3 protein-coding genes and 1 pseudogene are annotated in these 22,194 nt (G+C 65.1%); 1 reads left to right on the forward strand and 3 read right to left on the reverse strand.

From position 1 onward, the window contains the following. Positions 1–115 precede the first annotated feature (115 nt). Positions 116–13,666: pseudogene (locus tag ACNQR1_RS06415) on the forward strand (amino acid adenylation domain-containing protein); the annotation flags it as partial. A 58-nt stretch (positions 13,667–13,724) separates the two neighbouring features. Here ACNQR1_RS06415 and ACNQR1_RS06420 read toward each other — a convergent pair. From ACNQR1_RS06420 to pks2, 3 genes are all read right to left on the reverse strand, one after another. Then, the gene (locus ACNQR1_RS06420; protein ID WP_418044849.1) at positions 13,725–14,390 is read right to left on the reverse strand and encodes a methyltransferase family protein; all 666 of its coding nucleotides are present in this window, start codon (positions 14,388–14,390) and stop codon (positions 13,725–13,727) included. A 36-nt stretch (positions 14,391–14,426) separates the two neighbouring features. Beyond that, positions 14,427–15,239, reverse strand: coding sequence for a GAP family protein (locus ACNQR1_RS06425; protein ID WP_418044851.1), 813 nt, complete (start codon positions 15,237–15,239; stop codon positions 14,427–14,429). A gap of 450 nt (positions 15,240–15,689) precedes the next feature. After that, positions 15,690–22,007: a sulfolipid-1 biosynthesis phthioceranic/hydroxyphthioceranic acid synthase gene (gene pks2, locus ACNQR1_RS06430; protein ID WP_418050293.1), complete on the reverse strand. Its 6,318-nt coding sequence runs from the start codon at positions 22,005–22,007 to the stop codon at positions 15,690–15,692. Positions 22,008–22,194: the final 187 nt, after the last annotated feature.

The following is a 22,194-nucleotide window of genomic DNA, read 5'->3' on the forward strand; positions in this document are numbered from 1 at the left end:
TCGGAGGGACTGTGGAGTTTCGTACCGATATCTGCGACGCCGTCAGTGTCGTGCCGTTGATCGATCGGTCGCGGCGGGCATTGGTGGCGATGGTGGCTGAGGTCGGGGCGTCATCGTGACTGCCGACCTGAGCCGGCGGTTGTCGTCGATGGATTTGTGGGACGAGGACGAACACTCTGAGTTGCCTGATTGGGGCAATCGGGCGGTGTTGTCGGCTTCGGTGGTGGAGTCTTCGATTCCGGCGTTGTTTGGGGCGCAGGTGGTTGGGGCTCCGGATGTGGTGGCGGTGTGTTGTGGTGGTCGTTCGTTGTCTTATCGGGAGTTGGATGAGGCGTCGAATCGGTTGGCGCGGTTGTTGATCAGTGAGGGTGCTGGTCCGGGTGGGTCGGTGGGTTTGTTGGCGGGCCGTTCGGTGGATGCGGTTGTCGCGATTTTGGGTGTGCTCAAGTCGGGGGCGGCGTATTTGCCGATTGATCCGGTGGTGCCGGATGCGCGTGTGGAGTTCATGCTTGCTGATGCGGGGCCGGTGGTGGTGTTGACCACGGCTGAGTTGGTGGGGCGGCTCGACGACTGTGGTGTGCCGGTGGTGGCGTTCGATGATGGGCGCATTGATGCTCAGTCTTCTGCCGGGTTGCCGGTGCCTGCTCCGGATGATGTGGCGCACATTATTTACACGTCGGGGACTACGGGGACACCGAAAGGTGTTGCGGTCACGCATCAGAATGTGACGCGTCTTTTCGATGGTATGGATGTGGGTTTTGAGTTGGGGCCCCAGCAGGTGTGGGCTCAGTGTTCGTCGTTGGCGTTTGACTATTCGGTGTGGGAGATCTGGGGTGCGCTGCTGCATGGTGGGCGTTTGGTGGTGGTGCCGGAGTCGGTGACGCGTTCGCCGCTGGAGTTGCAGGCGTTGGTTGTTGCTGAGGGTGTGACGGTGTTGAGTCAGACTCCGTCTGCGGTGGGGGTTTTGGATCCGGTAGCTCTGGGTTCGGTGTCGGCGTTGATGGTGGCTGCTGAGGTGTGTCCGGCCGATGTGGTGGATCGGTGGGCGCCGGGTCGGGTGATGATCAATGGTTACGGTCCGACGGAGACGACGGTGTATGCCACGATCAGCGCGCCGTTGCAGGCTGGTTCGGGGGTGGTGCCGATTGGTGTGCCGGTGCCTGGTGCTGGGTTGTTTGTGTTGGATCGGTGGTTGCGTGCGGTGCCTCCGGGTGTGGTGGGTGAGTTGTATGTGGCCGGCCGTGGGGTCAGTGCGGGGTATGTGGGTCGGGCGGGGTTGACGGCGTCGAGGTTTGTGCCGTGTCCGTTCGGGGGGCCGGGTGCTCGGATGTATCGGACCGGGGATTTGGTGTCGTGGGGTCCGGATGGGCAGTTGCAGTATGCGGGTCGCGCGGATGAGCAGGTCAAGATCCGTGGGTATCGCATCGAGTTGGGTGAAGTGCAAACCGTTTTGGCGGATCTCGATGGTGTGGCGCAGGCGGTGGTGATCGCTCGGGAGGATCATCCTGGTGATAAGCGTCTGGTCGGGTATGTCACTGGCACTGTTGATCCGGTCGAGGTGCGGGCGGCGTTGGGGCAGCGGTTGCCGGGCTATATGGTGCCTGCGGCGGTGGTGGTGCTCGATGTGTTGCCGTTGACGGTCAACGGCAAGCTGGACAAGCGGGCACTGCCGGCACCCGAATACGCTGGCACCGAGCATTACCGGGCACCGAGCACGGCTACCGAGGAGATCTTGGCCGGTATCTATGCCCAGGTGCTGGGGTTGGAACGGGTCGGGGTCGACGACTCCTTCTTCGACCTCGGCGGAGATTCTCTGTCGGCAACTCGGTTGATCAATGCGATCAACACCAGCCTGGATGCTGATCTTGCAGTGCGTTCGGTATTCGAGACGCCGACGGTGGCTGGGCTGGCGGCAGGTGTGAATACCGGTACCGGCGGGCGGGCGCCGTTGGTGGCTCGGCAGCGGCCGTCGGTGATCCCGTTGTCGTATGCCCAGCAGCGGTTGTGGTTCCTCGATCAGCTGGAGGGGCCGTCACCGACCTACAACATGGCGGTGGCGCTGCGGCTCAGTGGACGCCTGGATACCGACGCGCTGGGCCAGGCGCTGGCCGATGTCATCGCCCGGCATGAGTCGTTGCGCACGGTGTTTCGTGCGATTGATGGTGTCCCGGAGCAGCAGGTCGTGCCCGTCGAGCAGGTCGATTTCGGGTGGCAGGTGGTGGATGCCGACGACTGGTCGGCAGAAGACCTGCGGCGGGCCGTCGAGGGTGCGGCCGGTCACAGATTCGACTTGTCGGTCGAGACTCCTTTGATCGCAACACTTTTCCGCTTGGATCACGACGAGTATGTGCTGGCCGGGGTGCTGCATCATATCGCCGGGGACGGTTCGTCGGTCGCGCCGCTGTTGGCAGATCTTGGCCTGGCCTATGCCGGCCGGTCCGCGGGTCGAGCTCCGGAGTGGGCGCCGCTACCGGTGCAGTACGTGGATTACACGCTGTGGCAACGTGAGCATCTGGGTGATCTCGCCGACCCCGACAGTCGCATTGCCGGGCAGGTGGCGTACTGGCGAGATGCGTTGGCGGGCCTGCCCGAGCGGTTGGACCTGCCCACGGACCGGCCGTATCCGCGGGTCGCCGATTACCGGGGAGCCGGCGTGGCCGTGGATTGGCCCGCCGAACTGCAGCAGCGGGTCCAGCAGCTGGCACGTGAGCACAACGCGACCAGCTTCATGGTGATCCAAGCCGCACTGGCTGTGCTGCTGGCCAAGACCAGCGCCAGTTCCGATGTGGCGATGGGGATCGCGACCGCCGGTCGTAACGATCCAGCCCTGGATGCGTTGGTGGGCTGCTTCGTCAACACCTTGGTGCTCCGGGTCGATGCGAGCGGCGAACTCACCGTCGCTGACCTGTTGGCCCAGGTGCGCCAGCGCAGCCTGGCCGCCTACGACAATCAGGATGTGCCGTTCGAGGTGCTGGTCGAACGGCTCAACCCCGTCCGCACCCTGACACATCACCCCCTGGTTCAGGTCTTGTTGGCCTGGCAGAACTTCGCCGGTGGGGCCGCGACCGGGGCGACGTTGGGTGACGTGCAGGCAACGCCGCTGACAGCGGAAACCCACACCGCCCGAATGGATTTGACGTTCACCCTGTCCGAGCGTTTCACCGAGGACGGGCAGCCCGCCGGGATCGGCGGATCGGCGGAGTTCCGCACCGACGTATATGACGCCGCCAGCATCGAAACGCTGATCGAGCGGTGGCAGCGGGTTCTGGTGGCGATGACCTCTGACTCGACCCGGCCGTTGTCGTCGGTGGATCTCCTTGACGACCCCGAGCAAGCCCGTCTGGAAATGCTCGGCAACATGGCGGTGTTGGCCGAGCCCGCGACGGAGGTATCGATTCCGGCGTCGTTCGCCGCGCAGGTGGCTCGGGTGCCGGATGCAGTGGCGGTGACCTGTGACGGCCGTGCGATGACGTATCGCGATCTGGACGAAGCCTCGAATCGATTGGCACATCTGCTGATCTCCCATGGGGCAGGCCCTGGGCAGTGCGTGGTGGTGTTGTTCAGCCGGTGCGCTGAGGCCGTGGTGTCCATCCTGGCCGTGCTCAAGTCCGGAGCCGCGTATCTGCCGATCGAACCGGCGGTTCCGGACGCGCGGGTGCAGTTCATGATCTCCGACGCCGCGCCGGTGGCCGCTGTGACGACGGCCGAGCTGACACAGCGGCTCGAAGGTACGGGCCTGGTTGTCATCGACGTCAACGACCCATGCGTCGACAGGTATCCGGTTACCGCCCTGCCGGAGCCGGAGCCGGACGATATCGCCTACATCATGTACACCTCGGGCACCACGGGAATTCCGAAGGGGGTGGCGATCACCCACGGCAACGTGACCCAGCTACTTGAGACGGTGCCTCCGGCGTTGGTGACGTCGGAACAGGTGTGGACGCAGTGGCACTCCTTGGTCTTCGACGTCTCGGTATGGGACATCTTCGGTGCGTTGCTGCACGGTGGTCGGCTGGTGGTGGTCCCCGAGTCGGTGGCGCACTCGCCGCAGGATCTGCATGCCCTTCTCGTCAACGAACGGGTCACGGTGTTGAGCCAGACCCCGTCGGCGGTGGGGATGCTGCCGGCTGAGGGTTTGGAGTCGACGGCACTGGTGGTCGCGGGTGAGGCGTGTCCGACCGAGATAGTGGACCGATGGGCGCGGGACCGGGTGCTGATCAACGCCTACGGTCCGACCGAGGCCACGGTTTATGCCACGATCAGCCTCCCGTTGACGGCGGGTTCGGATGCGGTGCCGATCGGCATGCCGGTGTCGGGGGCGGCATTGTTCGTCCTGGATCAGTGGCTACGTCCGGTTCCTGTCGGGGTCGTCGGCGAGTTGTACGTGGCAGGCCGCGGTGTCGGGATGGGGTATGTGCGCCGCGCTGGGCTTTCTGCGTCCCGGTTCGTGGCGTGCCCGTTCGGCGGAGCGGGCACACGCATGTATCGCACCGGCGATCTGGTGTCGTGGGGTGCTGACGGGCAGTTGCGGTATCTGGGCCGTGCAGATGAGCAGGTCAAGATCCGCGGGTACCGCATCGAACTCGGCGAAATCCGGTCGGTGCTGGCCGACATGGACGGGGTCGGGCAGGCGGTGGTGATCGCCGGCGAGGATCGTCCCGGCGACAAGCGCCTGATCGGGTACGTCACCGAGTTGGCGCCTGGGACAGTCGATCCGGTCCGGATTCGAGCCGCGCTGGGCGAGCGCCTGCCCGCCTACATGGTGCCGGCGGCGATCGTGGTGTTGGAATCGGTGCCGTTGACGGTGAACGGAAAGCTGGACCGGCGGGCTCTACCGGCCCCGGAATATTCCGACGTCGACCGCTACCGGGCCCCCGCCACACCCACCGAGGAGATACTGGCGGGCATCTACGCCCAAGTGCTCGGGTTGGAGCGGGTCGGGGTCGACGACTCGTTCTTCGACCTGGGTGGGGATTCTCTGTCGGCGATGAGGGTGATCGCCGCGATCAACAACGCTCTGGACGTCGGAGTCGCGGTGCGAACCCTGTTCGACGTGTCCACAATCGCCCAACTGGCGGGACGAATCGGCGACGGTACGGCTGGATTGCCACCGTTGGTGAAGGTTGAACGGCCTGCTGTGCTGCCGTTGTCGTACGCGCAGCAGCGGTTGTGGTTCCTCAGCCAGTTCGAGGGCGAGGCCGCGACCTACAACATGCCGACCGCGTTCCGGATCGGCGGCAGCCTGGATGCGGAAGCATTGGGCGCGGCACTGGCGGATGTGGTCGGCCGCCATGAGTCACTGCGCACGGTGTTCACCGCGCATGATGGGCTTCCCCAGCAGGTGGTGCTGCCCCCTGATCAAGCAGATTTCGGGTGGCGCGTCGTCGATGCCAGTGACTGGTCGGCTGATCGGCTGATCGAGGCCATCGGAGCGGCCGTGTGCTACAACTTCGATCTGGAAACCGAAATACCGCTACGTGCATGGCTTTTCCGTGTTGCTGAGGATGACCACGTGTTCGTGGCGGTGGTGCACCACATCGCCGGAGACGGCTCATCGGTTGGTCCGCTGGTTCGTGATCTGGGCGTTGCCTATGCGAGCCGGTGCGCAGGGCAGGCGCCGGATTGGGTGCCGCTGCCGGTGCAATATGTGGATTACACGTTATGGCAGCGCGAGTATCTAGGTGATCTGGCCGACCCCGACAGTCGCATTGCCGGGCAGGTGGCGTACTGGGAGAACGCGTTGGCCGGCATGCCGGAACGGTTGGTGTTGCCCACCGATCGGCCATACCCGGTGGTGGCGGACTACCGGGGCGCCAGTGTGACGGTGGATTGGCCGGCACAGTTGCAGCAGCTGGTGACGCGGGTTGCCCGCGAGCACAATGCGACCAGCTTCATGGTGATGCAGGCCGGGCTGGCGGTGCTGTTGTCGAATCTGAGTGCCAGTCCCGATGTGGCGGTGGGATTCCCGATCGCCGGACGCAATGATCCGGCGTTGGATGATCTCGTCGGATTCTTCGTGAACACCCTGGTGCTGCGCGTCGACCTGGCCGGCGATCCCACCGTCGCCGAGTTGTTGGAGCAGGTGCGGCAGCGCAGCCTGAATGCCTTTGAGCACCAAGACGTGCCGTTCGAGGTATTGGTCGATCGGCTCAAGCCGACTCGCAGCCTCACCCATCACCCGCTCATCCAGGTGATGTTCGCCTGGCAGAACTTCGCCGGACAGAACGGTGGTACCCCAGCCGCCGAGTCGGCAATGGGTGATGTACGTGTCACGCCGCTGTCTGCCGAGACCCACACCGCCCGGATGGATTTGGCATTCTTCCTGCGGGAACGCTGGACCGACGCCGGTGAGCCGGACGGGATCCACGGAACGGTGGAGTTCCGCACAGATGTGTTCGACACCGCCACCGTCGAGGCACTGATCCAGCGGCTGGAACGGGTGCTGGAGGCGATGGTCGCCGCCCCCGAGGGGTTGTTGTCATCGCTCGATGTGCTGGATGTCGCCGAGCGGATCGAACTGGATGAGATCGGCAATCGGCAGGTGCTGTCCCAGTCGGTGACGCCCGTGTCGATTCCAGTGGTGTTTGCCGAGCAGGCCGCACGCGATCCCGGCGCGGTGGCAGTCCGTTTCGACGGTCGTTCGATGACCTATCAGGAATTGGACGAGGCATCGAATCGATTGGCGCGCTTGCTGATCAACCGCGGTGCCGCCCCGGGAAGATGTGTTGCGCTGCTGTTCAACCGCTGCGCGGAGGCGATCGTTTCGATCATGGCGGTGCTGAAGACCGGTGCAGCGTATCTGCCGATCGACCCCGTCCATCCCGATGCGCGGGTCGCGTTCATGCTCGAGGACGCAACCCCGATCGTCGCCGTCACCACGGCGGCGCTGGCGGATCGGCTCGCCGACTACGAGTTGCCGGTCATCGACGTCGACGACCCGGCCGTCGAGTCTTTCGAGTGTGGCAGGTTACCCTCGCCGGGTTCAGACGACGTCGCATACATCATCTACACCTCGGGGACCACCGGAACGCCGAAAGGCGTTGCCATCGCCCACCACAACGTCACTCAGCTGCTGGATTCGCTGGATCCGAGCTTGACGGCGCCCGGGCAGGCCTGGACGCAGTGGCACTCCTACAGCTTCGACATCTCGGGCTGGGAGATCTTCATGGCCCTGCTGCACGGCGGCCGGCTCGTCGTCGTGCCCGAGTCGGTGGCGCTGTCCCCGGCGGACTTCCATGCCCTCCTGGTCGATGAAAACGTCGACGTGCTGGGCCAGACCCCGTCTGCAGTGGGAGCGTTGTCTCCCGAAGGCTTGGATTCGGTGGCCTTGCTGGTGGGAGGCGAGGCTTGCCCCTCTGAGGTAGTGGAACGTTGGGCCCCCGGCCGCGCGATGATCAACCAATACGGCCCGACCGAAACCACGATGTGGGTGGCGATCAGTGAGCCGTTGAAGGCATCCGACGAAGGCGGGTCGGGCGTTGTCCCGATCGGCTACCCGATGCCCGGCACCGCGTTGTTCGTCCTGGATCGATGGCTGCGACCAGTGCCGGTGGGCGTGGTCGGCGAGCTGTATGTAGCGGGTCGCGGTGTGGGAGTGGGCTATTGGCGGCGGCCGGGATTGACCGCGTCACGTTTCATGGCGTGCCCGTTCGGTGGTGAGGGAGCCCGGATGTACCGCACGGGCGATCTGGTGCGCTGGGGTACGGACGGTCAACTGCTGTACGAAGGACGCGCTGACGAGCAGGTCAAGATCCGCGGGTATCGCATCGAACTCGGCGAGATTCAGGCGGTACTGGCGGCCCATGCTCGGGTGGCGCAGGCGGTGGTCGTTGCTCAGAAACCCGCCTCGAGCGGGGGACAGGCAGAAGACATCAGCGACAAGCTACTGAGCGGCTATGTCGTGTTGGACCCCGAGATGATGCTGGTCCGGGAACCCGAGCGAGAGGCGCAACTCGTCGAGCAGTGGCAGGGGGTGTGGGGCGGGGTCTATTCGGAGCCGGCGCCCGAAGCCGAAGCGCCGACGCAACTGGGTGAGGATTTCGGCGGCTGGATCAGCAGCTACACGGGTGAGCCGATTCCGCTCGATCAGATGCAGGAATGGCGGTCGGCCACCGTGGAGCAGATCATGGCCCTGCGCCCACAACGCGTGCTGGAGATCGGTGTGGGGTCGGGCCTGCTGCTCTCGCGGATCGCCCCGGAATGCATGGAGTATTGGGGGACCGACTTCTCCGCGCCGACGATTCAGAAGCTGCAGGCGGCGGTGTCATCGCAGCCTTGGAGAGATCGTGTTCAGCTCCGGGTGCAGCCGGCCGACGTGCCAGATGGACTGCCAGAGGGACATTTCGATGTCGTCGTACTCAACTCGGTGATCCAGTACTTCCCCAGCGCGGGCTATCTGATGGATGTGCTGGCGGCGGTGACGAAGCTGCTGAACCCAAGCGGGGCGGTATTTCTCGGCGACGTGCGCAACCTGTCGCTGTTGCGGGCGTTCACGACCGGGATAGTCTGCGCCGACGCGTCGGATGGTGCTGAGACGGCGGCGCTGGTGCGCGAGCGGGTGCGCCGGGAGATGCTTGCCGAGCAAGAACTCCTGCTGGCTCCGGAGTTCTTCATCGCGTTGCCGCGGCAGTTCGGTGACATCGGCGCGGTGGAGATGCAGCTCAAACAGATGCGGGCGGTGAATGAACTCAGCACCTACCGCTATGACGTGGTACTGCGAAAGCAACCGGTGGCGGTGCGTTCGGTGGCCCACTTGCATTCGGAGCCGTGGCAACGGTTCGGAAGCCTCGCCGGGTTGGGCGAGTACCTGCGATCCGAGCAAAGGCCGGAGTTGCGTGTCACCGGGGTGCCGCACGCCGGAATGGCACCGGATGTGCTTCTGGCTCAGGTGGTGGCCCAGGCCAGGGACGGGCTGCCGGTCGGTGAATTGCGTGGTGGAGTGCCCCCGACGGATGCGGTGTTGCCCTACCAATGCCATCTGTTGGGTGACGAACTGGGATACACCACGTCGGTGACGTGGTCTCCTGTGGCCGGTCTGGTCGACGTCGTGTTCACGCACGCCGTGGATGCGCCGCAGGCGCTGACGGATGTCTACCTGCCCCCCAACCAGGTCGGTTCCCTCGTCGAGTACGTCAACGACCCGGCGGCAATCGAACGAGTGACAGAACTTCGCGCATATCTGACCGGAAGACTGCCCGAGTACATGGTGCCTGCGTCGATCACGGTGCTGGATTCACTTCCGTTGACGGTCAACGGCAAGTTGGACAAGCGCGCACTGCCGGCGCCGGAATTCCACAGCGCCGCGACGTACCGGGCGCCGCGGAATCAACGCGAACGGGCGTTGGCGGCATTGTTCAGCGACATCCTCGGAGGCACCCGAGTCGGTATCGACGATTCATTCTTCGACCTGGGTGGGCATTCCCTGTCCGCGACCCGGCTCCTTGCCCGCATCCGGACCGAACTGCGCGTCGCCATACCGATCCGGGTGTTGTTCGACGTATCGACCGTGTCCGGGCTGGCCGACTGGATCTGCCTGCAGTCCGGCGAACGGGCGGGTGCGGCCCTGAAGGTTCAACAGCGGCCCGCGGTATTGCCGTTGTCGTACGCACAACAGCGGTTGTGGTTCCTCGAGCAGTTGCAGGGACCGTCCCCGATCTACAACATGCCGACCGCGTTCCGGATCAGCGGCCCACTGGATGTTGAGGCGATGGGCTCGGCGCTGGCTGACGTGGTGGGCCGTCACGAAACCTTGCGCACGATGTTTCCCGTGTCCGAGGGGGCGCCCCGGCAGATGATCGTGGCCGCCGAGCAGGCCGATTTCGGGTGGCGGGTCACCGACGCCAGTGGTTGGTCGGGCGAGCGGCTGGCGGAAGCCGTGGGCGACGCTGTGCGGCACTGTTTCGATCTGGCTACCGAGATTCCTTTGCGGGCAAATCTTTTCCGTGTCGCAGACAATGAGCACGTGTTGGTGGTGGTGGTGCACCACATCGCGGCCGACGGCTGGTCGATTGCTCCGTTGGTGGCCGACCTTGGGGCGGCCTATGCCGCCCGTTGTGAAGGCACACGGCCGGACTGGTCTCCGCTACCCGTGCAGTATGCCGATTATGCCTTGTGGCAACGGAACTGGCTGGGAGACGAGTCCGATCCCCACAGCGTGATCGCCGGGCAGGTGGCCTATTGGGAAAAGGCGCTGGAGGGCTTGCCTGAGAGGCTGGAGATGCCGACGGATCGGCCGTATCCGGCGGTGGCGGACTACCGGGGTTCCAGCGTGCCGGTCGACTGGCCGCCGGAATTGCAGCAGCAGATTGCCCGGGTTGCCCGCGAGCACAATGCGACCGGCTTCATGGTGATGCAGGCGGCGCTTGCGGTTCTGTTGTTGAAGTTGAGCGCCAGTTCTGATGTCGCAGTGGGATTTGCGATCGCCGGGCGTAACGATCCGGCACTGGACGACCTGGTGGGTTTCTTCGTCAATACCGTGGTGTTGCGTACGGATCTGTCGGGGGACCCCACGGTCGCCGAGTTGTTGGAGCAGGTGCGTCAGCGCAGCCTGGAGGCGTTCGAGCATCAGGACGTGCCGTTCGAGGTACTGGTGGACCGGCTCAACCCGACCCGGAGCCTCACCCATCATCCGCTGGTTCAGGTTCTGCTGACGTGGCAGAACATGTCCTGGACCCACAACAGCGACGATTCCACTGTGGAATCGAACATGGGTGATGTCCTGGTCAACCCGCTGACGACGGAAACCCGCACCGCCCGAATGGATCTGACGTTCTCGCTGGAGGATCGCTGGACCGGGTCCGGTGAGCCTGCCGGGATCGGCGGGTCGGTCGAGTTCCGCACCGACGTATTCGACCCGAGCAGCATCGAGGCGATGATCGCACGGTTGCAGCGGATGCTCGTGGCGATGACGGTGGATCCGGCGCGGCGGGTGTCCTCGATCGATGTGTTGGACGCCGCCGAGCATGCTTGCCTCGACGAGGTCGGCAACCGCGCCGCGCTGACCGCGCCCGCGAGCCAGCCGCGCTCGATTCCCGAGGTGTTCGAGCAGCAGGTGGCTCGAACCCCCGATGCAGCGGCCATTACCTTCGATGGCCGTTCCTGGACGTATCGGGAGTTGGATGAGGCATCGAATCGATTGGCACATCTGTTGGTGGCTCATGGTGCCGGTCCGGGCGAATGCGTGACGTTGTTCCTCAACCGTTCGGCTGAGGCGATCGTGTCGATTCTGGCGGTGCTCAAGACCGGGGCGGCGTACATGCCGATCGATCCGGCCCATCCCGATACCCGGATCGCGGTCGTCGTCGGCGATGCCAGGCCAGTCGCCGCACTGAGCGCCGGTGCTCTCGGTGAGCGTCTGCGTGTCTGCGGGGTTGAGGTCATCGACGTGCAGGATCCACGGATAGATGACCAACCGAGCACCCCATTGCCGGTGCTGGCCGGCGACGAGATCGCGTACGTCATCTACACCTCGGGCACTACCGGGACGCCGAAGGGTGTCGCAGTGCCACACGGCAACATCACCCAGTTACTCGGCTCCCTGGACGTCGGGCTGCCGCGGGAAGGTGTGTGGTCGCAGTGGCATTCGTATGCGTTTGACGTGTCGGTGTGGGAGATCTTTGGTGCGTTGCTCAGTGGTGGGCGCCTGGTGGTGGTGCCGGATGCGGTGGTGGGTTCGCCGGATGCGTTGCACGCGTTGCTGATTGCCGAGCGGGTCACCGTTCTGAATCAGACGCCGTCGGCCGCGTCGGCGCTGTCGTCGGAAGGCCTGGAGTCGGTGGCGTTGGTGGTGGCCGGTGAGGCCTGTCCGTCGGAGTTGGTGGATCGGTGGGCACCGGGCCGGCTGATGGTCAACGGTTACGGGCCGACCGAGACGTGGTACACGTCGTTCAGCGCGCCCTTGAAGAAGTCTGAGGCGGCCGGACCGAGCGCTGTCCCGATCGGTGTGCCGGTGCCCGGCGCGGCATTCTTTGTCCTGGATCGGTGGTTACGTCCGGTGCCGGCCGGGGTGGCCGGTGAGTTGTATGTGGCCGGGTCCGGTGTGGCGAGCGGCTATTTGCGCCGGGGTGGGCTGACCGGCTCCCGGTTCGTGGCGTGTCCGTTTGCCGCGGGACAGCGGATGTATCGGACCGGGGATCTGGTGTCCTGGGGTCCCGACGGGCAGTTGCATTATCTGGGTCGGGCGGATGAGCAGGTCAAGATCCGGGGCTATCGCATCGAACTGGGCGAGATCCAAACTGCCCTGGCAGACCTTGCGGGTGTCGATCAGGCGGCAGTGATCGCTCGTGAGGACCGGCCGGGGGATAAGCGGCTGGTGGGTTACGTCACCGAGTCGGTCACCGGTGCAGTGGATCCGGCGGCGGTACGGGCGCAGCTTTCGCAGCGGTTGCCGGTGTATATGGTGCCGGCGGCGATTGTGGTGGTCGATGTGTTGCCGCTGACGGTGAATGGAAAGTTGGATCGTCGTGCTCTGCCGGTGCCGGTCTATGTCGATGCGAAGCAATATCGTGCTCCGGCCACGCTCACCGAGGAGATCCTGGCGGGTATCTATGCCGAGGTTCTGGGTGTGGAGCGGGTCGGGGTCGATGACTCGTTCTTCGATCTGGGTGGCGATTCCCTGTCGGCGATGCGGGTGATCGCCGCTGCCAACGCCGGTTTGGGTACCGAGTTGGCGGTGCGGGTGATGTTCGATGCACCGACGGTGCGCAGTTTGGCTGCACAGGTGGGTCAGGCCGAGAGCTCGCAGGAAGTGGTCCCGGTCGAGGTGCTCAAACCGGGCGACGGGGTTCCGCTGTGCTGTGTCCATGACGGGTTCGGGCTGAGTTGGTCGTACCGGGCATTGGGTCGGTATGTGGATGGCCCGATCATCGGCATCAATCAACTCCCGTCTGATGGTGAGCGCGAAACGCTGTCGATTCAGGCGATGGCGGCGAACTACGCAGATCGGCTGCAGAGCATGTATCCGGTTGGGCCGTACCGGATCCTGGGATGGTCTTTCGGTGGGGTGGTCGCCCATGCACTCGCGGTGGAGCTTCAGCGGCGCGGATGCGAGGTTCAGCGTCTGGTCTTGCTGGACGGCCTTTTGAATCCGAACAGATTCTGGAAGAGCATCACGAGGAAGATCGCAAGCAATCGGGCGGTTGCCGAAGGGTGGGTTCTGGATTACATCCTGCGGACCAACAAGGCTCGGGTCCCGCTGCATGTGGGGCCGCTGAGCTATTCGCGCATGACCGACATCCTCTCGCGCCAGGGTTCGAGTGCTCCGTCGAGGCAGTTGGTGGAATTCATGGCGCGCAGTGTCGGTGCGGGTCAGTTGCTGTTGCTCGATCATGAGCCGGATGTGTTCGACGGCGACGTGGTGATGTTCTCGGCTGCGCGAAGCCGATCCGCCGCTGTCGGTTCCGGGATCGTGTCGCGGTGGGCGCATCTGCGGAACCGAAGAGCTGCCCGGTCGCTTCTGCGTAGTTGGCGGCCGTATGTCTCCGGCGAGGTTGCCGTGGTGCCGGTCGACTGCACCCACTTCGAGATGTTCATCCCCGAATCGCTGAACGCCTACGCACAGCACCTCGCGTCACTGCTGGAAACCACCGCCGTGGCGTCTCGTGACGATGCACTACCGTGCGGCACGGGAATCGCTGCGAATCAACGCTTCACAGGTATGGAACTCTGACCTGAGCCGAATATCGCTCACCGGTTGCCGACGGTGAACGCCGGCTACATCCGGCCCGTCACCAGATGAGCGGAAGCATGCGGTAGCGAACCTTTTGCGTGTACTCGCGGTATCCGTCCAGTTCGTCTCGAAGAAGCCGTTCTTCGTCGAAGATGCGGAAGACAAGCACCATGAGGCAGGGGACGGCGAAGAGAAGCCCCCAGTAGGAACCGAGTGCAAGCGGGATCCCCGCCAACAAAAAGATGTCGCTGGTGTACATGGGATGCCGAACCAGCTTGTACAAGCCGGTGGAGACCAGCTCCTGGCCGTCTTCGACGCGGATGGTCACGGCTGCGTGGCTGTTCTGTGCCAGGACCAGCGTCAGGCCGCCAACGCCGACCGCGACCAGAACGTTGCCGAGCAGAGAGACCGATGTCGGAACCGCGGACCAGCCGATGCGGTGGTCGAATGCACTGACCACGATCATCGCCCCCCACAGCAGCAACAATGCGGTCGCGAGGACCTTTTGTGGCTTTCGGCTCTCGGCGGCGGGCATTCGGCGCTGGAGGACCGCAGGATTCGTCCGCAGGAAGTAGCCGCCGGCCACCCATCCAGAGACGACGATCACCGCGATGAATACCCACCCTTGCCAGTAATCGAATGTGCCGGCCGGCAGGAACACCAGTAGTCCGACGATCAAGATGCCAAGCGTGCCGCTGGCCAGAGTTTTCATCAGAGATTTCATGGCACCTCGCGCTCTCCGCCCTTGTCGATCCGCATCTCAGAGGCCGCCCATGCCCCGGAGTACCAGGGAGGCCCCGACCACCGCACAGATGGCTGCCGCGAAAGTCTGACGATGTGCGGTGGCCCATTCGTGCAACTTGCGCAGCGCAGCTTGGGTTTTCGCCGGGGCTACGGCATTGCTGACGAGAATGATCTCTTCCACCAGAAGCACGCCGAAGACGAATGCGATCAGCGCGACCAGCTGGATCTCGAACGAGGCACCCGAGGCGACGACGATGGCCAGGGCGAAAAGAATGCCGTCGAGTGGCGGAACCACTATGACACCGATGATGAAGGGGATCCATGGAGACCCGTTCTGCCACGCCTCGCGGACGCGGCCGACCAGCCCCCGGGATCCGGGTGCGGCGTCGGCATCGTCGGAGTTCGAGTACAACAGCCTGGTGATCGCCGGAGGGGCACCGGAATCGTCCACGAGTGTCGAGGTGGCACCGCCGCCGTTGCCTGCCGACTTCCGATGAGCGCCGACTGGGGCAGGTTTCCGTAGCACGTTGCGGGCCACCAGGAATGCGGCGAGCGCCAGGAGCGCGATGCCGATGCCGATTGTGATGCGCTGTGTGAGCGGGTCTGTGGTCGGGTGCGCGAATTTCTTCGCGAAGGCGGACGACGCCGGTGTGGAATGGAGCACGACCAGTGGAATGACGAGGCTGGCGAGCCCGATCAGCACCGCGCCTGACCAATAGGCGAGCAGATTCTGCACGGGCCGCGGCCGCGAGAGCACCAACAGGATGATTCCGAGGCGCACAGGATTGATCGTCGTCAAAAGTGCCAGTACTACCAACGAGCCCCACATGAGCGGAATCCTACCTTGTATGCTATTTGCTGATCGGTTTCTCGAAACTTGATCTTGAGTAACTTTGGCCATTCCGGCCGTTCGAATCCACTTGCCTGCGCAATTCATGGTGGCGGGAAACTGAACCACGTGCTCCCATCGCGCCCAGCCTCCTCGGACTCGGTGAAACTCTGCTGCTCTCCTCCCGGTTCGTGGATATCGATATGTTCAGAATGATTGTGAAATAACCGGTTTCACAGCGGCTATCTCGATGCCGCCGACGCGACGGTCAAGAACTGTCGAGCGACTCAGGTCCTTTCGGGAGCTGAGGCCGCGGGGTGGGCGGACGTGGCAGACGATCCGCCGCGGTGCTCGGATCATGACTCGTACGGCCGGGAGGCATCGGATTCTCAGCTGCCGTTTGTGTATTTGCTGTGAACGATCCGGTCGAATTGCATACCGCTCCGCATCTCAGGCAGCTCCCGCGGGAAGAAGCTTCTCGCACAGTAGGTCTGCCAAACCGCGAACGGTCGTGATCCCCGTGGCCGAGATCCGTATACCGGTTTCGTTCTCTATACGGGTGCGTAGTTCGAGTGCTCCCAGAGAGTCCATGCCGTATTCGGAGAGCGGGCGGTCGGGATCGACACTTCGGCGCAGGATCACACTCACCTGGTCGGAGATGACATGTTGAACTTTGGCGGGCCACTCGTCCGGCGGCAGCGCCTCGAGTTCTGTGCGTAACTTGTTGGTGCCCGTCGTGGTTTGACCGGTTGACTTGAAGGCCTCGGCGAAGGGGCTGCGTTCGGCGAACACGGACAACCACGGCGCGCCCGTGATCGGCGCATATCCGGTGTACGCGCGGTCGTGACGCAGCAGAGCCTCGAATGCGTACGCGCCTTCGTCGGGAGCGATCGCGATTCCGGCTCCTTCGGCCAAGGCGGTGCCGCGGCCGATCTGGCCCCAGGCGCCCCATGCGATGGCAGTGCCCGGCAGTCCCTGGGACCGGCGCCACAGGCTGAAGGCATCGAGCCAGCTGTTGGCGGCGGCGTACGCGCCCTGCCCGGGCGAGCCGACCAGCGCCGCGGCCGAGGAGAAGGAGCAGAACCAGTCCAAAGGCTGGTCCGCTGTGGCGATGTGCAAATTCCACGCACCGTAAACCTTTGGTGCCCAGTCACGCTCGATGAGCTCGTCGGTGATGTTGGTCAGCGCGGCATCTTCGATCACGCCCGCCGCATGTAAGACGCCGCGTACTTCGAGCCCGCCCGCGGTCGCCGCGGCCACCAACCGCTCCGCGGTGCCGGACTCCGCGATGTCGCCGCATTCGACGACCAGGTCGGCGCCGGTGGCGCGGATGCGCTCGAGCACCGCCGACGCCTGAGCGCTCGGTTGCGAGCGAGAAGACAGCACAATTCGTCCGCACCCGCTGGCAGCCATCTTCTCGGCGATGAACAATCCGAGCCCGCCGAGGCCACCGGTGACGATGTAGGCGCCGTCGGGCCGGAACACCCGCACCTGTGACGGCGGGACCACAAGCCGACTGGAGCCGGTGTGGGGGATATCGAGCACCAGCTTGCCGGTGTGCTGCGCACCGCTCATCATCCGAATCGCGGTGGCCGCGTCGGCAAGTGGGTAATGCGTGACTTCCGGTGTCGGCAGATCACCCTCCGCGGTCAGCAGATACACCGTGTCCAGTAGCTCCCGGAGCCGGTCGGGATGGCTGACGGACATGAGTGCCAGATCGACCGCGTAGAACGACAGGTTGCGCCGGAAGGGGAACAGTCCCATCCGGGTGTCGCCGTAGATGTCCCGCTTGCCGATCTCGACGAATCGACCGCCGAATGCCAGCAATTCGAGCCCGGCGCGCTGGGCGGCGCCGGTCACCGAGTTCAGTACGATGTCTACGCCGTACCCCTGGGTGTCTTCACGTATCTGATCGGCGAACTCCAGAGTCCGTGAATCGTAGACGTGTTCGACGCCCATGTCGCGCAGGAGTTGCCGGCGCTGCTCGCTACCGGCCGTGGCGAAAATCTCGGCGCCTGCGGCGCGGGCGATGGACATGGCAGCCTGCCCGACCCCGCCGGTCGCGGAGTGGATCAGCACCTTGTCCCCGGATTTGATCCGGGCCATGTCGTTGAGCCCGTAGTAGGCGGTGGCGGTCGCAATGGTCAGTGCGGCGGCCTCGGCGTCCGTCAAGCCTGGGGGCACGGTGGCGGCCAGGCGTGCGTCGCAGGTGACGAATGTGCCCCAACAGCCGTCGGCGCACAGACCGGCGACGCGGTCGCCGATCTGGTGGTCGGTCACGTCGGGCCCGATCGCGGTGACCACACCGGCGAAGTCGATGCCGAGTTGGGGCAGTCGTCCATCGAAGGCCGGGTAGCGTCCGAACGCGACGAGTACGTCGGCGAAGTTGATGCTGGACGCGCTGACCGCGACCTCGATCTGACCCGGTCCGGGGGGAACATGCTCGCAGGCAACAAGTTCCATCGATTCCAGATCTCCAGGCGTCCGGATCTGCAGCCGCATGCGGTCGCGTTCGAGATGGGCGATGGTGGTTCGGCGTTCCTCAGGGCGCAGCGGGGCGAGGCACAGCCGTGCGGTGTACCAGCGGCCATTGCGCCACGCGGTTTCATCCTCCTCGGAACCGCTGAGCAGTTGTCGCGCCAGCTCCTGGACGTCGGTCGCATCGTCGACGTCGATCTGGGTAGCGGCCAGATGCGGGTGTTCAGTGCCGATGACCCGGATCAGGCCTCGTAGCTCGGCCTGGTCGAGATTAGCCACGTCGCCGGCGACGACCGTCTGGGCGTTGCGGGTGACGACATAGAGGCGGGGTAGTTCTCCGCTCATCTCCGGTAGTTGACGGGTGATGTGCACCAGATGCCGCACGTACTCGCGGCCCAGAAGTGGTGACTGGTCCGCGTGGTCGCCGTTGTTGGGCGAGGTCAGGACCACCACGGAGGTAAATCGGCCGTCCCGCAGATGATTGCCGAGTTGGGCACAGGTCAGTGAGTCGTCGGGCTGATTGGGCCAATTCATGGTGGTGCACTGTGCACCACGGTCTTTCAGCATTCTGCTCAGATCGTCGGCTACCGCATCGGGACCGTCCGAAGCGTTGATGAGCAGCCAGGACCCGGCTTCTGCGTATTCCACCTCCGGCAGTTCCCGTTGCCGCCATTCGACCGTCAGCAGTCGCTCGCTGAGAACCTGATCATCGTGTCCGCTTGCCGACGCGCCGGTACCCAGCTGAAGTCCCTGCACTGTCAGCAGGACTGCGCCGTCTTTGTCGAGCACATCGATGTCGGCCTCGATGCCGGCGGCATCGGCCTTGATCAACCGGGTATGGCAGTAGCTCGCGTTGCGGGCCGAGTTGTAGGCGCGGAGCCGTCGCACACCGAGGGGCAGTCCCAGCACGTCCCCGCCAAGCGCCTGAACCTCGGGATGTGCTTCGACCGATTGGAAGCAGGCATCGAGAAGCGCCGGGTGTACCCCGTACGCGTCCTGCTGGGAGCGAATCGAGCGGGGGAGTGCGACCTCGGCGAGGATCGTGGGGTCCTTGGCCTCGCCGGTATGGACGGTGGTCAGGCCGGTGAACGCAGGTCCGTACTGAATACCGTGCTGACCTACGCGATTACGTACCTCGGCGCCGTCGTCGTCGCAGGGGTGGGCGTTGAGGATCGCGGAGATGTCGTACGCGGGTGGTTGCTCATCCGCGGCGGCGCGCAGGATTGCGGTCGCGTGCCGACTCTGCTGGCCCTCCTCATCGGTCTCGACCGTGAATGTGGCCACGCCGGGGGAGGACACCGAGGCGGAGGCTCCGACCACGGTCTGTTCGTCCAGCAGCAGCGCCTGCTGGAAGCGGATGTCACGGACTTCGCAAGCCTCGCCCAGCACAGCCCGGCCAGCGGCCAATGCCATCTCGCAGTATGCCGCCCCTGGAAGTACTGCAACAGTGCGTATTTGGTGATCGGCGAGCCACGGCTGGGCGGCAGTGCCGACATCGGCCTGCCACACGTAGCGCTCCGGTTCCTCGTGCAACCGAACGTTGGCGCCCAGCAGCGGGTGGACCGCGATGGTGCAGCCGCCGTGGGTCGGGGCTTCCTGGCCGCCCCCGCTGAGCCACAGTCGGCGGTGGGTCCAGGTCGGCAGTGGCGCATCCACCAGCCGGCTGTCCGGGCAGAGCACCGAGAAGTCGACCTCGGCGCCCGCGCTGTGCAGGTCGATGAGAAGCCCGCGCAACCCATTCGGCAACGATTGCTGACGACGCATCGCGGCCAGCGCGGCCATCGGCGTCTCCCGGCTGCCTGCGGTCTGTTCGAGGGCCCGGGTGAGCAAGGGGTGCGGTGAGAGTTCGGCGAACACCCGGTGGCCGTCCTCAAGGGCGGCCTGTACCGCGCTGGCGAAACGGACCATCCGGCGCATGTTGGTCACCCAGTAGTCGGCATCGCATACCGGCTGCTCGCGTGGGTCGAACAGGGTCGCCGAATAGAACGGAATCTCCGGTGTCATGGGCTGGAGATCGGCGAGCGCTTCGGCCAGGTCGTTGACGATCGGCTCCACCTGTGGGGAGTGGAAGGCGACGTCGACCGGAACCTCGCGAGCCATCACCCCGCGCTTCTCCCAGTCCGCGACCAGTTCGCGCACCTTTTCTGTGGCGCCGGCGATCACGCTGGACTGTGGCGAAGCCACCACCGCCACCACGACATCGTTGATCCCACGGCCGGTCAGCTCCGAAAGGACCTGCTTGGCAGGTAATTCCACGGCCGCCGTGGCGCCCTGGCCGGCGATTCGTGACATCAGCCGAGATCGGCGGCAGATCAGGCGCAGTCCGTCCTCCAGTGACAACGCCCCTGCGACGACGGCTGCAGCGCCCTCGCCCAGGGAGTGCCCGATGACCGCGCCGGGGCGCACCCCATGCGCCTTCATGGTGGCGGCCATGGCGACCTGCATGGTGAACAAGGTCGGTTGCAGCCGGTCCTGACCCGTGACCACCTCCGGGCTCGACATCGCTTCCGTCACCGAGAATCCCGACTCGGCCGCGATGATCGGTTCGGCCTGCGCCACCGTGGCGGCGAATACCGGCTCTGTCGCCAGGAGTTCGGCGCCCATGCCCGCCCACTGGGAGCCCTGGCCCGAGAACACCCATACCGGACCACGATCGTCGCGTCCGACCGCGGCCTGGTACGGAGTGTCGCCATCGGCGACCTCCCGCAGCGCCGAGACGAGTTCCGTTCGGCTGCAGGCGTTGACTGCGGTACGCACCGGTCGGTGTACCCGCCGGCGCGCCAAGGTGTAGGCCAGGTCGGGCAGGACGACGTCGTCGTGTGCCTCAACCCAGTCGGCCAGCCGGCCGGCCGTGTGGCGCAGTTCTTCGGCCGAGGTCGACGACAACGGGAACAGCATGGGGGTCTCTGTCGATCCGGGTGCCGAGTCCGTGGCGGGTGTCGCCGCCTGCTCCGGTGCCTGTTCCAGGATGGCATGCACATTGGTGCCCGACAGCCCGTACGACGACACCGCTGCCCGGCGAGGCTGGTGCCCGTTGGTGCACCACGGTGTCGTCGACTGGGGCACAAAGAGATTGGTACGAATTGCGGCGAGCTTGTCGGGCAGGCGGTTGAAATGCAGGTTCGGTGGAACCTCGCCGTGCTGCACGGCGAGGACCGCCTTCATCAGCCCGATGGCGCCAGAAGCCGCCTGGGCATGCCCCAGATTTGTCTTCACCGATGCGAGCGCGCAGGGGCCGTCGATGCCGTAAACCTTGGCCAGGCTGGAGTATTCGATGGGGTCGCCGACCGGTGTGCCGGTGCCGTGCGCCTCGACCATGCCGACAGTGCCGGGATCGACACCGGCCGCCGCCAATGCCGCTCGGTACACCGCGGTCTGGGCGGCATCCGACGGCGTGGCGATGTTGACGGTGTGACCGTCCTGATTGGCGGCCGTGCCACGGACCACGGCGAGAATCCGGTCCCCGTCGCGTAATGCGTCCGGCAGCCGCTTGAGCAGCATCACGACGCAGCCCTCGCCGGACACGAATCCGTCGGCGGCCTCATCGAAGGCGTGGCAGCGACCGGTCGCCGAGAGCATCCCCTCCGCCGAACCGGAAGCGAACTTGCGCGGGTCCAGTGCCAAGGTGGCGCTGCCGGCCATCGCGAGATCACTCTCGCCCTCATGCAGGCTGCGGCACGCCAGATGCACTGCGGTCAGACCCGACGAGCAGGCTGTGTCCACCGTGAGCGCAGGGCCGTGGACCCCGAGCGCGTAAGCGATCCGCCCGGACGCCAAGCTGAAGCTGTTGCCGCTGAAGCCGTATGCGGCTTCGAGGGCTTGCGCGTCGGCGGCCAGCATCTGATAGTCGGCGTGCGTCAGGCCGACGAATACGCCGGTCGGTGACTCGGACAACGCTTCCCGGGTGAGGCCGGCATTTTCCATGGCCTCCCAGGCAGTCTCCAGCAACAACCGATGCTGTGGATCGAGCGCGGCACTCTCGCGTTCGTTGATTCCGAAGAATTCGGCATCGAAACCGGCGACGTCGTCGAGGAACGCGCCCCACTTCGACACCGACCGACCGGGCACCCCGGGCTCCGGGTCGTAGTATTCGTCGGCGTCCCACCGGTCGGAGGGAACCTCGGTGACCAGGTCGTCACCCCGGATCAATGCCTCCCACAAACGCTCGGGTGAGTCGATGCCACCGGGGAGCCGGCAAGACATGCCGATGATGGCAACCGGAGTAACCGTTGTGACGGGCGGGCGGGGCTTGTCGACGTCCGTATCCGCGCTCGAAAGCCTCTCGCGCACGATTTCAGATGCGGTCAATTGCCCCTCCTCCCGGCAGGCCTTTCCGCGGTTCGGCCGCTGTCAGGCTTCTATGCCCCGCATTCGTGCGTCAGCCGCAGAATTAGGCGGCTCACGTCAAGCGCCTATTAGTGGCTCAACGCCCGTCAGGGCGGTCACAATCAATAACAGTATGTTCGCTGCGGAAAGT

This window comes from Mycobacterium sp. 48b, from assembly GCF_048282725.1.
Lineage (GTDB): Bacteria > Actinomycetota > Actinomycetes > Mycobacteriales > Mycobacteriaceae > Mycobacterium.

Excerpts from the sequence above, each read along its gene's own strand:
- ACNQR1_RS06420 (WP_418044849.1), bottom strand. The coding sequence starts at position 14,390 with ATGAAATCTCTGATGAAAACTCTGGCCAGCGGCACGCTTGGCATCTTG.
- ACNQR1_RS06425 (WP_418044851.1), bottom strand. The coding sequence starts at position 15,239 with ATGTGGGGCTCGTTGGTAGTACTGGCACTTTTGACGACGATCAATCCT.